The 14,750-nt window shown below is 41.5% G+C and carries 11 protein-coding genes; 3 read left to right on the forward strand and 8 right to left on the reverse strand.

The features are described from left to right. Positions 1 to 59 precede the first annotated feature (59 nt). Positions 60 to 1,112, reverse strand: coding sequence for a glycosyltransferase family 2 protein (locus AKA01nite_RS03375; protein WP_146923817.1), 1,053 nt, complete (start codon positions 1,110 to 1,112; stop codon positions 60 to 62). 322 nt (positions 1,113 to 1,434) lie between these two features. Here AKA01nite_RS03375 and galE point away from each other — a divergent pair, with 322 nt between their 5' ends. Together galE and AKA01nite_RS03385 are read left to right on the forward strand one after the other, a co-directional pair. Continuing rightward, entirely contained in the window at positions 1,435 to 2,448 is a 1,014-nt protein-coding gene (gene galE / locus AKA01nite_RS03380; RefSeq protein ID WP_146923818.1) for a UDP-glucose 4-epimerase GalE, read from the forward strand. A 545-nt stretch (positions 2,449 to 2,993) separates the two neighbouring features. Beyond that, the gene (locus AKA01nite_RS03385; protein WP_146923820.1) at positions 2,994 to 4,166 is read left to right on the forward strand and encodes an alpha/beta hydrolase family protein; all 1,173 of its coding nucleotides are present in this window, start codon (positions 2,994 to 2,996) and stop codon (positions 4,164 to 4,166) included. Between the two features lie 122 nt (positions 4,167 to 4,288). Here the strand turns inward: AKA01nite_RS03385 and AKA01nite_RS03390 are convergent, their stop codons facing one another. From AKA01nite_RS03390 to gnd, 5 genes are all read right to left on the reverse strand, one after another. Then, on the reverse strand, positions 4,289 to 5,299 hold the full coding sequence (locus tag AKA01nite_RS03390) for a potassium channel family protein (RefSeq protein ID WP_146923821.1): 1,011 nt from the start codon (positions 5,297 to 5,299) through the stop codon (positions 4,289 to 4,291). A 45-nt stretch (positions 5,300 to 5,344) separates the two neighbouring features. Further along, positions 5,345 to 5,848: a DUF421 domain-containing protein gene (locus tag AKA01nite_RS03395; RefSeq protein ID WP_146923823.1), complete on the reverse strand. Its 504-nt coding sequence runs from the start codon at positions 5,846 to 5,848 to the stop codon at positions 5,345 to 5,347. A gap of 806 nt (positions 5,849 to 6,654) precedes the next feature. After that, positions 6,655 to 8,187: a gluconokinase gene (gene gntK / locus AKA01nite_RS03400; RefSeq protein ID WP_146923825.1), complete on the reverse strand. Its 1,533-nt coding sequence runs from the start codon at positions 8,185 to 8,187 to the stop codon at positions 6,655 to 6,657. Positions 8,188 to 8,280: 93 nt separating this feature from the next. Next, positions 8,281 to 9,624 (reverse strand): GntP family permease, encoded by a 1,344-nt coding sequence (locus AKA01nite_RS03405; protein WP_146923827.1) that lies wholly within the window; start codon positions 9,622 to 9,624, stop codon positions 8,281 to 8,283. A gap of 24 nt (positions 9,625 to 9,648) precedes the next feature. After that, complete coding sequence (gnd, locus tag AKA01nite_RS09340) at positions 9,649 to 10,554, reverse strand: phosphogluconate dehydrogenase (NAD(+)-dependent, decarboxylating) (RefSeq protein ID WP_222592471.1); 906 nt, start codon at positions 10,552 to 10,554, stop codon at positions 9,649 to 9,651. Positions 10,555 to 10,692: 138 nt separating this feature from the next. On the opposite strand from gnd, the gene AKA01nite_RS03420 reads away from it, so the two are divergent. Further along, entirely contained in the window at positions 10,693 to 11,553 is an 861-nt protein-coding gene (locus AKA01nite_RS03420) for a MurR/RpiR family transcriptional regulator (RefSeq protein ID WP_146923830.1), read from the forward strand. Between the two features lie 695 nt (positions 11,554 to 12,248). Here AKA01nite_RS03420 and AKA01nite_RS03425 read toward each other — a convergent pair. Next, a complete protein-coding gene (locus tag AKA01nite_RS03425; protein ID WP_146923832.1) occupies positions 12,249 to 13,493 on the reverse strand; it encodes a CinA family nicotinamide mononucleotide deamidase-related protein in 1,245 nt (414 codons plus the stop codon). Positions 13,494 to 13,628: 135 nt separating this feature from the next. Continuing rightward, positions 13,629 to 14,384, reverse strand: coding sequence for a type I methionyl aminopeptidase (map, locus tag AKA01nite_RS03430; RefSeq protein WP_146923834.1), 756 nt, complete (start codon positions 14,382 to 14,384; stop codon positions 13,629 to 13,631). Between the last annotated feature and the right edge of the window lie 366 nt (positions 14,385 to 14,750).

Here is a 14,750-nt window from a genome sequence, read left to right on the forward strand (position 1 = left end):
GCTTTCTCCTTGTTTAGTGTTTCTTTATTCTGCGGTTACTAGTTACCGAGTTTTAAAGATCATGTGTTTAAAAGATTTTTGATTTTTCCAAATGTTCGAGTATATTTTTCGGCCACTCGGTTGCGGCTTTTCATTAAAAACAAGGCTTGTTCAAATTTTTTCTGTTTCAATTTTTTTAAAAGCATATAACGAAACGGATTAGCGTCACTTTTTTTATATGGAACGATTTTCTCGACTCCAACGTACTGCCAAATATCTTTAAGTCTTTTTACTTTTTCTTCATTGGTCAGTGGACAGTCTTTATGCACTAAATTATTGGTTTCGATGTAAACCGAGTTGAAGTATTCTTGTGCTATCAATTGACTGAACGCGTACTCTTCGCCCCACCCTTTGATCATTTCTTCAAAGGCCTGAGCGATATTATCTTCCATTAAATAACGATCTGGTCGGTAGCGGTTAACAGATGAGCCAGAATGAGTGACGTAGTGATAATAAACATTTCTGTTCACTGATAGGGTGGTTAAATAGTTATATACATCGATATTGAACAAGGCATCCTGTCCTGTTTTTTGACTGGTAAAACGAATGTGGTGCTTTTTCAAAAAACTTTTTTTATATAATTTATTCCAGAGCGCATAAGGTGAAAACTGATAGACATTCACAAAATGCTTACGGAAGCCCTTTTGTGTAGTTAATTGCGGAAAATTAGGTAGCTTGACTTCTCGATCGTTTGGCTTGCCTGCCTTTTCTTCTGTATACCCAAAGACGACAATGTCCGGGCGTGTTTCTTTGGCAAGCCGGTAATTGTCCTTTAGTAACTGTCTATCGAAATAATCATCAGGATCTGCAAAATATATGTATTCACCATTAGCCTGATCCATTCCGGCATTGCGCGCGGGTCCGGAACCTTTGTTTTCCTGATGGAGTACTTTCACTAAGAGCGGTTCACGTTCAGCATAGTCATCACAGATTTCGGCACTCCCGTCAGTGGATCCATCATCCACTAAAATAATTTCAGCAAGTATTTCTTTCTGATCTAAGGCCGAATCGATCGCTCTGGCTAAGTGTTCTTTTACATTGTATATGGGCATAATGATGGAAACTGGAAACATGATTATTATCCTCTCTTAAATGGCTGTTCCCTATTTTAATTATCTGGATTAGTTGGGTGAAATGTTTACCTGGGTTGGTTTCATCCATTGAAAATTAGCATACTGACACTTTTTTAATTGAATTTTTAATCAAAGGCAATTATACCACAGTTTTTTTCAGTAACTAGGCTTTTACTTAGATTTTTACAAATGCTATTAAAAATTAATCATTTTGTCATATAAGGTTAGTTCCTGTATAAACGGCGGACATTCTGTGGTAAACTGTTTGGTGTGAAGGCGTGTAAGATCACGAGTAAACAATAAACTGTTAGGAGCGATTACGATGGCTATTTTAGTAACGGGCGGGGCTGGCTATATCGGCAGTCACACAGTCGTAGAATTAATTGAAAAAAATTATGATGTGGTGATCGTGGATGATTATTCAAATTCAAAACCGGAAGTCTTGAATCGATTGAAAGAAATCACGGGAAAAGATGTACCTTTTCATGAAGTAAACCTTTGCGATAAAGAAGCACTTCGTGAGGTGTTTGAAGCACACGAATTGGATGCGGTGATCCACTTTGCGGGATACAAAGCTGTGGGTGAATCGGTGGCCAAGCCGTTAAAGTATTACAGCAACAACTTGAATGGCACGATCGTTTTGATGGAGCTGATGAACGAGTTTAATGTTAAGAAAATCGTCTTCAGTTCGAGCGCAACGGTTTATGGTATGAACAATGAGGCTCCTTTTGTCGAAGAGATGCCTTTGTCGACAACGAATCCTTATGGGACCACGAAAATGTTTATCGAGCAGTTCATTCAGGATCAGTATATTGCGGATAATCAGTGGAGCGCTGCCCTTTTGCGCTACTTTAATCCGATCGGCGCGCATGAATCCGGACGTATCGGTGAGGATCCCAATGATATTCCAAATAATTTGATGCCTTACATTACTCAAGTCGCTGTGGGGAAACGTGAGAAATTATCTGTTTTCGGCTCTGATTACGACACGCATGACGGTACGGGTGTGCGTGACTATATTCATGTGGTCGATTTGGCTAAAGGTCATATCAAGGCTTTGGAAAAAGTCATGGGAATGACTGGCGTCGAAGCCTATAACCTGGGTACCGGCAAAGGGTATTCGGTTTTGGATGTCGTTCATGCCTTTGAGAATGCAAATGATGTTGAGATTCCTTATGAAATCGTTGACCGCCGTTCGGGTGATATCGCTACAAGTTACGCAGACGCTACGAAAGCTAAAAACCAGCTTGGGTGGGAAGCCACACATTCGATCGAAGACATGTGTCGCGATTCCTGGAATTGGCAGAAAACCAATCCAAACGGGTATGAAAGTTAAAAGATTTTGATTGTTGTGAGAAAAGCCACCTGAATGGCGGCTTTTAACGTTTATATTGGTTTTTATGATGGTCATACGCGCAGACTTGCGCGTATGGTCTGCTTTTTTTTGAAAATATCTTTAGTAGTTTAGAATAATTTTGATGAAACTTCTTAAGATACTGTGTTTACTTCAGGAGCTTGTTGGAAATTTGTGGTAACTGCTTAAGCTGATTAGCTTTCTTACGCAGTTTGGGCGTCATTTAGCAAAACTTCTTAACAAAGTCGCTTATCTTAAGCAGTTTCGCTGGAAAAACTGAAAAGTATGGAAAAACAATAGGAAAGCCGCCAAGCGTTTGACGGCTTTTTACATCATTCAAGCTTTTCATAATGGTCATACGCGCTGTGTCGCGCGTATGGTCTACTGGATATCGATACTTTCAGTAATAATTATGATGCTCTAATATTAAATAATGCAAATTAAATAATTTAGTCACAAAGTAAATGTATATTATCAGAAATTCATGTTAAGTTTTATATACATGATTTTACTTAAGGAGTTTTTAAATGAAAAAAATTATAACCTTTCTATTCCTATCGTTCATTTTGATTTTCTTTGTAAATGAATATAGTGGTACACGAGACTCAGGTATTTCAGTGGCGGACGAAGAAACCAGAAACGAGAAAATAACAAGTGATGAATCTTCAAATAACATTACAAAAAACAGTGTGGATAATGAAAAAAATGAAGAAGACATTCGGGATGATAGTGCACGAGAAAAATTAATTGATGAGGACAAAATAAAAAAAAGTAATGAAAAAAAAGCAGATGTAAATGATTTATCTTGGCCTAAAGAGGCAGTAACCGTTCAGATAATGTCATCAATAGATTCCGCTCAACAAGGTGCATACTTTGTTAAATCAGAAGAGAAACGGCCCTTAATTATAAGCCTGCATCAATGGAGTGCATCATTTGAACGTTATGACCCACTTGTTACATTTGCTATTGATCACAAATGGAATTACATTCGACCCAACTTTAGAGGTCCTAATAAAACACCCAAAGCTGGGGGGAGTAAATTTGCTGTGACTGATATTGATGATGCTATAGATTATGCTTTAGAAAATGGCAATGTCGATCCCGAGCACATTCATATTGTTGGCGCTAGTGGTGGCGGACATGCTGCTCTCCAGCACTTTATGACTTCCACTAAAGATGTTGCCTCCTATTCTGCGTGGGTTCCTATAACTGATCTAGTTGCATGGTATGGAGAAAGTAAAGTGAGAGAAAATAATTATTCAAAAGATATTCTTAAGATTACTCAATCTCAAAATAATAAACTTAATTTAGAGGAAGCACGAAAGAGATCTCCTCTTCATCAAACTACTCCTATAAAAAAAGCAAGTAATACAATTATTCAGTTATATGCTGGAATAAATGATGGGTATAAAGGTTCAGTTCCTATCAGTCATACTATTCGTTTTTATAATAAATTAGTTCGCGACTTAAATTACGATAAAAATTACCTGGTTTCTCCAGAAGCTTTCTCTGAGTTAGTTTACACACAAAGTGTATCCGAAAAATTCACCCCAACCTTTTTATTTGACGAAAGAGATATAATATACAGTAAAGGTATTAATAATTTATCTTTAACAATATTCGACGGTGACCACGAGATATTACCTAATGAAGCTTTTAATAGTTTACTCAAAAATTATGATCTGACTCAAGATAGCTAAAATACTAGAAGTGATACTTAATATGACAAAAGCCGCCGTGATGGCGGCTTTTAACATCATTTAAGGGTTTCATAATGTGCATACGCGCTGCAGCGCGTATGGTCTAGCCTTAGCCTTAATCCTTATTTTGACGTTACAATATCTTCTTCTTTCCAGTTATCTTTTAGGACAAAGCCTAAGAGCTGCTGTCTTCTTTCTTCATGTCCCTTCATATTTTTCTCAAACACGTCATCTGCTACTACTGGATACCCGGCTTTTCTTAGTTTAGTTAAATCCGGTAGCTTTAATGGGTCATTTGCTTTGGTCATGTAGGTCTCTTCAAGCACATCTAAGTAATCTTTCACGCCATTTCTAAACTTCTTCAGCAATATCCCATTAGGTTTGGCTCTATCTTCTATCCCATAGGCCAAGATAGAAAGCGCGTCGTCGATCGTCGGTACTGTCAACGACATCGTTTTTTCTTTATCACTCGTATGGTAGTAATGTAATAAAGGATACGCTTTATGCTTGACGGCTACTTTACTTAAATTATCAGACAGATTCATCAAGAGTAAATCGATGTCGCTGAAGTCTTTCCCGTTCCAGGCTGCTTTTATGATTTCTTCGGAACTCTTCCCTATTTCAGAAATGCTGCTTGAAAAAGAGCGCTTATCTACCACTGCGCCGACGATCGATATGATATAAGATGCTCCAAATGTGAAAAACAGCATACCAGTGCCGCTGGCTAAGGCTGTTAGTAATTGCCAATAAGGGCCGCCAGGAGAATAGTCCCCCAATCCTAACGTGAACAAGGTATATCCTGAGTAATACATCACATTGTGCCAGCTGATCGCTTGTGGATTTGACGTGTTCATGATTGCTTGAGGGCTAGCTGAAAAGACCAGAAACCAACCAAACCATAACAAAACGACCCACATGAATAACGTACCGATAAGGAGTAAGGGGCCAGTAAGGCGTAATATTTTTCGGTTATTACCAGATATTTTCGTCATCACAAACCAGGTTCCTTTACTCAGGTTGTCCGTGATAAAGCCGGCTCCTCCTTCCACCCACAAAGTCGTCCAGACGATGTCTACAATAGTTAAAATGACTATAGCTAAGCCGATGACGACCATAATGATCAGATTCGTCATACGTTTGTCTCCTTTCTTGAATAAGTAACTGTCATTAAAAACGTGCTATTTTTTTAAATCTTCCAGGGTATCTGATTGCTTGGCGTTTCCTTTTTGAGCTTTTATAACGGACAAGCTGCCATTGGGTTCCAGCACGACCGCTTCGACGTCTTCCATTTGTCCAATGCCTTCTTCGCGAACCATTTGAATCACTTCATTTCTAGAAATACGTTCTTTCTTCAGGATCGCATCTTTGTACTCACCTTTATAATAAAGGATTGCAGGTTCAGCTCTTAAGAAAGACTCCATAAATGAGATATGTGACGAGAGAAAACTTGTCATGAGCTGAAACAGTAAAAGTAGGACGATGACATAAATGCCCTGTACGAATTTGGTCTGATAGTTAAGTAGCGTGCTGCCAAAAACGGCGCCGATCGTGACAGTGATGATGAAGTCGAAGGCATTCATTTTGGATAAGGTACGCTTTCCCGACAGTCGAATCACTATGAAAATTGCAATATAACTAAATAGTGCTAATAAAAATAGCAGAAGCATTTGTTTCGGTGTCATCTTCTCTCTCCTTTCACAGTTATCGGTTGATGATATTCTTGATCACCGTTGATCCTTTCTTAAATATATCTTAAACATTTTACAGAATCAATTCATATACACTTAGGAAATCGCGAGTGATAAAGGCAAAGTTTTGTCGATTGCGTGTTTGCATAAGAAGTTTGCTGATTTTTTGTTTAATCTGCTTAAGATAATGGGTTAGCTTGAGCAGTTTCAACGTGTTTAGTCTCAACTACTTAAATAAATCGTTTAGCTTAAGCAGTTTTGACTGGAGAAACGAAAAGTGCTTAAGAACAATCGGAAAGCCGCCGATCCGGCGGCTTTTTTCATCTTTTATAGTCTGGTTTTGTTTATTCGAGAGGAGTTTATGGACTAACCCCTGGAACTCCTCTCGATTAGTCTTTTTCGAAAGGAATTGTACGGTTTTTCTGACTATTTTCACTCGATTACGTCTATTCGAGAGGAGTTGTGCTTCTTTTCCCTTTTTTTCACACCGAATCAAGCTTTCAATGCTGTGCATACGCGCAGGCGTGCGCGTATGTCCGACTTTTAAAAGATAGCTTCAGGAGTTCTTAAATTATTTGCTTTCACTTGTTAAGCAGACGGGTTAGCTTAAGGACTTTGTCCAGAAACTTTCTTTACTTCATAAGCAAATTGGTTATCTTAAGCAGTTTCAGCGTGAATAGTCTCAACTCCTTGAGCAAATCCTTTAGCTTAAGCAGTTTCGCTATTTTTCGACTAAAGTTCTTAAGACAAAAAGGAACAGTCTCGCCGGTAAGCGAGACTGCACTTCAAAAATCATTCTTTTACTTAAACTTCTGCTGGAACTCGGTTATGGCATCATATTCTTGTTCGAATAGTCGGCTCAAACGGATATACAGAGGCATGAGTTCTTCATAAACCGCTACTTCTTCCTTTTCGGGTACGCTGATCGCTTTAGTCTCGACCATATTTTCAACTTCTCTCAAATCATCGATTTCGCCGATCGCGTATTTTCCGAGTACCGCCGCGCCTAAGCACGCCCCTTCGACCGTTTGCGGGATATGGACTTCCTGGTTAAAGATATTGGCCATCATTTGACGCCAGACGGTCGATTTGGCAAAGCCACCTGTTGCATGGATCCGGTCGGGGATGCCGATCACTTCTTCCAAGGCCAGAAGAACCATATACAAATTCATATTGATGCCTTCAAGGACAGCACGCATCACGTGCTCGCGTTTGTGATTGATAGCCAGGCCGTAGAAAGATCCTCTAGAATTCGCATTCCAGGAAGGGGCTCTTTCTCCTGACAAATAAGGATGAAAAAGAAGTCCGTTGGAACCGGCAGGGATTTTTTCGATTTTATCGGTAATCACATCATAAGGATCCGCACCGATCGCTTTAGCTTCTTCGACTTCTCGCTCACTTAATTCATCCCGCAGCCAGCGCAGTACCATCCCCCCGTTGTTGACGGGTCCACCGATGACCCAATGGTTTTCTGTCAGGGCGTAACAGAAAATACGTCCTTTAGGATCAGCTACCGGCTTGTCTGTGACCGTTCGGAGCGCCCCGCTTGTTCCAATAGAGACGGCGACCACACCTTTTTCTATTGCATTAACTCCCAAGTTGGCCAAGCACCCATCGTTTGCCCCAATAACGGTTTTCATGTTTGGATGAACGCCTAGTCGCTCAGCAATGTCATCGTTCATCTTTGTGAAGACTTCTGTCGTGGGTACGATTTTGGATAATTTATCCCTCGTCACACCAGCGGTTTCCAGTGCTTCTTCGTCCCAGTCCATGTTGTACATGTTAAACAATCCGGTTGCTGAAGCGATGGAATGATCCACGACGTATTGTCCGAAAAAGTGGTGGAAAATATATTCTTTGATGCCAATAAATCGACGTGCTTTATTAAATACATCAGGCATTTCTGCTTTCAACCACATCAACTTTGTTAAAGGCGACATCGGATGGATTGGTGTGCCCGTTTTATCGTAAATCGATTTGCCAGTCGTTTCTTTCAACTGCTGCGCGTAGGGTTCAGCACGCTGATCGGCCCAGGTAATCGAGTTCGTCAGGGGTTTTCCTTTGCCATCCACGGCAATCAGACTATGCATCGCGGCACTGAATGAGAGCACCGTTATTTTTTCTTTGTCTACTGCTGACTTTTTCATAACATTTTGAATCGCGGTAATCACGGCTTCCAGAATCTCATCAGGATCCTGCTCGGCAATTTTTGGTTCAGGTGTCAAAAGCGGATACTCCACTGTCGACTGGTAAATGATTTCTCCAGTTTCTGAAAACAGCACCGCTTTAGTACTGGTTGTCCCAATATCGGCACCGATCGAATACGTACTCATTTTATAACTCCTTTCAGTTATACATCTCGTTTCTATTTTAAAAGAAAAAGCCCCTGCTTGAGAAGCTTTTTCTGTATTCTTTTCAGCTTAGGCTTAGATAAAGAATATACCCAAAAGCATCGCCACTGCTAAACCGGTGAAGCCAATGATCGTTTCCATTACTGTCCAACTTTTCAGTGTCGCTTTTTCGTCCAAGCCAAAGTAACGGGAGACGAGCCAGAAGCCGGAGTCGTTAACGTGTGAGAAGGCTGTTGCCCCACCTGCGATTGCAATAACGATCAATGCCAGTCCAGGACCAGTAACACCAAGAGTCGGCAGGATCGGAGCCATCAAACCTGCAGCTGTAACCATTGAGACGGTCGCGGACCCTTGAGCAATCCTTACAGTAGAAGCCAAAACGAAGGCCAGTAGAATCGGAGGCAGTGGTGAAGCCGCCATTTGTTCGCCAAGTACTTCTGCCACTCCTGAGTCGATCAATACTTGTTTGAATACACCACCGGCACCGGTAACCAAGATGATGATCCCGACAGGTTCCAGAGATTTCGTCGCTATGTCTTGAACTTCTTTGCGTGAATACCCGCGTCTTGTTCCTAAAATGACAAAAGCCAATAGTGTTGCCAAAAGTAGAGCTACGATTGGGTGACCGATAAAGGTAGAAATGCTTCTGATCATGTTGCCTTCTTCTAAAAGAACGGTTGATAGTGTGTTGAACAAAATAAGTGCTAGGGGTAAAAGAATGATCGAAGCAATCATCCCAAAGCTTGGCAGTTCTTTCTCCCATTTTTTATCTTCAATATTCATGTAGTCTGGTATCCCAATATTGATGCGTTTGGAAATGAATTTCCCAAAGACAGGACCTGCCAGAATCATGGAAGGAATCCCTGCAATCACACCGAATAAAATAACCCAGCCAAGGTCAGCACCAACCAAGTCAGCGACCGCGATCGGACCTGGGGTTGGTGGAATGTATGAGTGCGTAACTGCCAGTCCGGCTAAGAGTGGAATTCCGTAGTAAAGCAGTGAACGACCGGTTTTTCTTTGCAGGCCGTAAACGATCGGGACTAAAATAATAAAGCCGACGTCGAAAAATACGGGGATCGCAACGAGGAAGCCAGCGATACCTAAAGCCCATTGTGCTTTATCTTCACCAAACTTGTTCAATAAACTGCTTGCGAGCCGTTCGACACCGCCTGAAATTTCCAGCATCTTACCAAACATGGCTCCAAGACCTACAACAATGGCGACGAATCCGAGCGTACCACCCATTCCACTTATCACAGAATCGATCACGCCATTCAGTGGCATACCTGTGGCTACACCTACGATTAGACTGGTCAAAAGCAAAGCCACGAACGCGTGCATTTTAAGCGCGATAACTAAGAATAAAAGTATGGCGATGCCGCCGAGTGCTAAAAATATTAGTGCTGTTCCATCCATTATAATTCCTCCAATTCAATTCTATTATTTTGAATCTTTTAATTCCACTGAGTGCCCACCGAACTGATTGCGCAGCGACGCGACGACTTTTCCGCTGAATGTATCATTTTCCAGTGACCGGTTGCGCATCATGAGTGATAGAGCGATGACAGGTGCTGAGGTTTCCAATTCCATTGCTGTTTCAACCGTCCATCGGCCTTCACCTGAAGCATGAACGATTCCTTTGATATCATCCAGCTTCGGATCTTCTGAAAAGGCCGTTTCAATGAGTTCCATCAGCCATGAACGAATAACGGAGCCATTATTCCAGACTCTGGCTACTTTTTCGTGATCGTAGTCGAACGCACTTTTTTCAAGAATGTCAAAACCTTCACCGATGGCCTGCATCATACCGTACTCCACGCCGTTATGTACCATTTTAAGGAAATGTCCACTGCCGCTGCGGCCCGTGTATAAATAGCCATTTGTGACTGAGACGTCTTTGAAAATTTGCTCAACCTCACTGACTGCTTCCTTGTCACCGCCAACCATCGTGCAAGCACCTTCTCTGGCTCCTTCCATGCCGCCGCTGGTACCGACATCGATGTAGTGGATTCCCAAGGCTTTGAGTTTCTCGTGTCGTCTCATTGAATCTTTGTAAAAGGCATTGCCGCCATCCATCAGAACATCTCCAGGCGAAAGATGAGGTTCGATAGCGGTTACAAGTTGTTCCGTAATGTCACCCGCCGGCACCATCATCCAGATCACCTTTTTATCAGGCAGATTATTTACGACTTCTTCAAGTGTCCGCGCGCCGGTCGCTCCTCTTGCTTCTGCTTCTTCGACCAGTTTGTCATTAATGTCATAAGCCACGACCTTGTGACCATGATCCATCAAGTTAAGTACTAAATTCATACCCATTTTTCCTAACCCACAAATTGCAACGTTCATTTTTATCCTCCTTTATAGAATATTTTTCTATGTGATCAGTATACAAAAGAATTTTATTTCTTGCAAGCCTTTTCAGGAATTTTATTTCTTTTTTTGTCAGTTTACTTTATAATGGAAAAAAAGCAGTGAGGTGTTCCCATGAATCAGACGTTTAAAAATAAAAGCACTCAGATGCGTATCCGGTCGATTTACACGACATTGAGCGATAAAGAACGCGTAATGGCAGAGTTTATATTGGATAATCCAGAAAAAATCATCCACGGTACCATCAGTGGGATCGCTGAAGAATTAAGTCTCGCTGACTCCACTGTGTTTCGCTTTTGCAAGAAACTCGGCTATAAAGGCTTTCAGGATTTGAAGATTTCTCTGGCAACAGAAACGGCCAATGAGATGAAAGATGTCCACGAAAAAGTTTCAAAAAGTGACGATGAAAAAACGATCCTGGAAAAAATTTTCCATTCCAATATCAAAACACTGGAAGATACATTAGAAGTCATTGATGACAAGGATTTTGCCCGGGCAGTCGACGTGATCATTCATGCCAATAAAGTCGAGCTGTTTGGTTTCGGAGGATCGAATGTTATTGCGATGGACGGATATCATAAATTTATTCGAACTGGGCTACCCGTAAGTGCGCAGACGGATTCACACATGCAGTTGATGTCGGCATCACAACTAAAGAAAGGCGACGTGGCTATACTGATCTCGCATACAGGACATTCGAAAGATATTCTGGATATTCTGGAAACAGTAAAAGCGCAAAATGTTGTGACAATTTGCATCACAGGCTTTACTCTGTCTCCTTTGAGTCAAGGGTCAGACCTGTCACTATTCACACTGTCGGAAGAAACTGATTTCCGTTCAGAAGCTCTGGCATCACGCATTGCCCAATTGAGTATTTTGGATGCCTTATATGTCAACGTGATGGCTTCCCTTGAAAATAAAGGACAGTCAGCCCTTAAGCACGTGAGAAAAGCTATTCAGAAAAAACGACTGTGATGGTTGGAGTGTGGAGGTTTGTTAGGTTTCTGTATTAGCTTGCGGAGTTTATTCGGGATTCGTTTCGACTACTGAAGGAAACCGGTTAGCTTAAGTATTTTGACTGGAAATTGGTTGAACTGATGAAGTAAGTACGTTAGCTTAAGCAGTTTGTCCGGAAATTGCTTGAACTGCTGAAGTAAATAGCTTAGCTTGCGTAGTTTATGTTAAAAAAGTTAAAAGTACTGAAGATCAATTGGAAAGCCGCCAAACGCTTGGCGGCTTTTTTCATGTTCAGGGTTTGGACTTGTTTATTTTGAGTAAGTCTTTAGATAAAATCACGGAACTCCTCTCGTTTAGCCTTTATCGTAAAGAGTTTCGGTCCTTTTCGGTTCAACTGTATTCGACTTATGGTTTTTAAGGTGTGCATACGCGCAGGCTTGCGCGTATGGTCTACTTTGAAATGCTCTTTTGAGTGTTTGCTTGTAAGTATTGGTGAACTTTCTTAAAATATGGCATTAGCTTCAGGAGTATGGTGAATTTTTGTCTCAACTGCTAAAGCTAATCGATTATCTCAAGCAGTTTGTCCGCAAACTGTGCCAACTTCTTAAGCAGATCAGTTATCTCAAGGAGTTCAGACAACTTCTATCTAAACTACTAAAGACAAAAAGGAACAGTCTCGCATGGGAGCGAGACTGCCCTAAAAATCCGTTGGTTTACTCTAAAACTTCTTTCAAGAAAGCGAGGGCTTCATTTTTAAGCGTTTCTTTTAAGATGGCCTGTGGTCTTTTCGAAAGAGGATAGGTTTTTGATTGAGTCTCTTTGTCCTTAACTGCGACTGAAATATACCCCGTTCCACACATCAATTGTTTTGAATCGTCCCACGTTGTTTCTGCATCGATACTGAGTCCGATATCTGTTTCAAAATCTACTCTTATTCTTTCAGCCAGCATTCTTCCCTTTACTTCTTCTGATTTATTATCCAGATCACTAAGTCTAAACTGTTTTTCTTTCATTTCGTTCGTCGTTGCCACTAGCCCTCCTTCAAATATCGAAGAAACACCTGAAATGCTGGTCAAGTTACTCATGACTAGTCCCGAGGTGAATCCTTCCGAAACACTTAAAGTGCTCTCCTTCTTTTGCAACAACTCAACAACATGGGTTTCAATCGTCTGTTTTTTCCCATAGCCAATAAAGTTTTTGGAAAGAACAGTCAAAATGTCAGCGGCGACTTTCTCATTCATTGCTTTGGCTTTTTCAGTGGTCGCTGCGTTTGCTGTTAAACGAATCGTGATGTGGCGCGGTTTTGCATACATGGCAATTGTCGGATTCGTCTGATTTTCAATGTGTTCGTTTAAAAGTGTGGCAACTTTCGATTCTCCGATGCCATTGAAATTCATAAACAGCGATTCTATGACGCCTTTTTCCCGCATCATCTTTTTTAGATAAGGTTTCACTTCACCCTTTAGCATCGCGGTCATTTCATGCGGAACTCCAGGAAGCAGGATAAAATGTTTAGACGTTTGCTGTGGTTGCTCCCACTTATAGGCGGAACCGCAGGCCAAACCAACATGGTTGTGAAACGTTTGTCCGTTTTTAAACGTCAAAGCCTCACGGTAAACATTCTCATCCGGTTCTTCTCCCCGTTTTTCAAAGAAGTCTTCCATGATATTCAACTGTTTTTTATCTGTTATCAGTTCATCACCCAAAAATTCTGCAGCGACTTGCTTGGTAATATCGTCCTGGGTCGGCCCAAGCCCACCAGTCATAATGATAAGATCGGATCTTTTTGCTGCCAGTTCCAAAGCAGCACGCAATCGATCTGGATTATCACCAACGGTTTGCTGATAATAAATACCTACGCCGATATCTAGTAGTTCCTGTGCGATCTCAGGTGCATTGGTGTCTGTAACGTATCCCATTAAAAGTTCTGTTCCGATCGAAATGATTTCTGTTTTCATTGTCAGTCTCCTTCGTCAACTCTTTCTCTTATTTATTGTATCAAAAGTAAAGAGCTGAATGAATGTGTAACACTCGGTTTATTAAAAAAGAAGCACGCGGCTGCGCACTTCTTCTATCTATAGAATGATTTGAGTTTATTCGCCCTTTTGCTTTGTCAAGATGCGCGGGCCGTCTTTTGTAATAGCGATGGTGTGTTCATACTGACAACTGAGTCCGCCGTCCTGTGTGCGAGCTGTCCAGCCGTTATCATCCATTTTCGAGCGCCATGTTCCTGTGTTGACCATTGGCTCGATCGTAATAACCAGACCCTCTTTTAAACGGGATCCTTTACCGGCTTGGCCATAATGCGGCACGCTTGGTGCTTCATGCAATGTTGGACCGATTCCGTGTCCGATGAATTCACGAACAATCGAAAAGCCTTCTGCTTCAACATACTCTTGGATCGCATGTCCAATATCTCCAATACGATTGCCAAGTTGAGCGGCTTCAATCCCTCGGTATAAAGCTTCTTTGGTAACGTCCATCAGTTTTTTGAGTTCAGGTGTCGGCTCTCCCACACTGTAGCTCCAGCATGAGTCAGCCAAGGCGCCATTCAAATTGACAACCATATCGACTTTGATCAAATCGCCTTGTTTCAGCTTCTCTTTTCTCGGGAAGCCGTGACAGATTTCGTCATTGACACTGACACACGTAGCATACTTGTAGCCTTCGAATCCTTTTTGCTCCGCTGTCGCCCCATGTTTTTCCATCAATTCTTCAACATAATTTTCAATATCCATACCTGTAATACCAGGTTTTATAAAATCGCGCAGCTGCTCATGGATTTCAGCCAACACGTCGCCGGCTTTGTCCATCGCTTCAATTTCGCGAGGTGATTTCAATGTGATCACAAAACATTCTCCTTCATTATTCATACTCCTTTACTATTATAGCGAAAACATTGCCTATTAAAAACCTTTTTTTCGAAAGTTACCGTTTTGCGGGCTTTTTAGGAAAGGACATACTCGCTGCCGGCGAGTATGCTCTGCATAGAAGTCAGTAGTTTTCGAATAATTGAGTGGACTTCATCATTTTATCTCCAAATGATTGAATTGTTTTGACTTTATGCTGTGTTCGGCCGTTTCACTGAGCTAACTGTTATTTTCGCACCGAACCTCGGTCGTGTTCGGTCGATTCTTTGATAAACGTCCGGCGGAGCGGCCGAAGTTCTCGTTGTTCGGACGTTCCACTGAGCTAACTTTTATTTTCGCGCCGAA

It is taken from the genome of Alkalibacterium kapii (assembly GCF_007988865.1).
In the GTDB taxonomy this organism is placed as follows: domain Bacteria; phylum Bacillota; class Bacilli; order Lactobacillales; family Carnobacteriaceae_A; genus Alkalibacterium; species Alkalibacterium kapii.

Coding starts and splice junctions, on each gene's coding strand:
- AKA01nite_RS03375 (WP_146923817.1), bottom strand. CDS start 1,112: ATGTTTCCAGTTTCCATCATTATGCCCATATACAATGTAAAAGAACAC.
- galE (WP_146923818.1), top strand. CDS start 1,435: ATGGCTATTTTAGTAACGGGCGGGGCTGGCTATATCGGCAGTCACACA.
- AKA01nite_RS03385 (WP_146923820.1), top strand. CDS start 2,994: ATGAAAAAAATTATAACCTTTCTATTCCTATCGTTCATTTTGATTTTC.
- AKA01nite_RS03390 (WP_146923821.1), bottom strand. CDS start 5,299: ATGACGAATCTGATCATTATGGTCGTCATCGGCTTAGCTATAGTCATT.
- AKA01nite_RS03395 (WP_146923823.1), bottom strand. CDS start 5,848: ATGACACCGAAACAAATGCTTCTGCTATTTTTATTAGCACTATTTAGT.
- gntK (WP_146923825.1), bottom strand. CDS start 8,187: ATGAGTACGTATTCGATCGGTGCCGATATTGGGACAACCAGTACTAAA.
- AKA01nite_RS03405 (WP_146923827.1), bottom strand. CDS start 9,624: ATGGATGGAACAGCACTAATATTTTTAGCACTCGGCGGCATCGCCATA.
- gnd (WP_222592471.1), bottom strand. CDS start 10,554: ATGAACGTTGCAATTTGTGGGTTAGGAAAAATGGGTATGAATTTAGTA.
- AKA01nite_RS03420 (WP_146923830.1), top strand. CDS start 10,693: ATGAATCAGACGTTTAAAAATAAAAGCACTCAGATGCGTATCCGGTCG.
- AKA01nite_RS03425 (WP_146923832.1), bottom strand. CDS start 13,493: ATGAAAACAGAAATCATTTCGATCGGAACAGAACTTTTAATGGGATAC.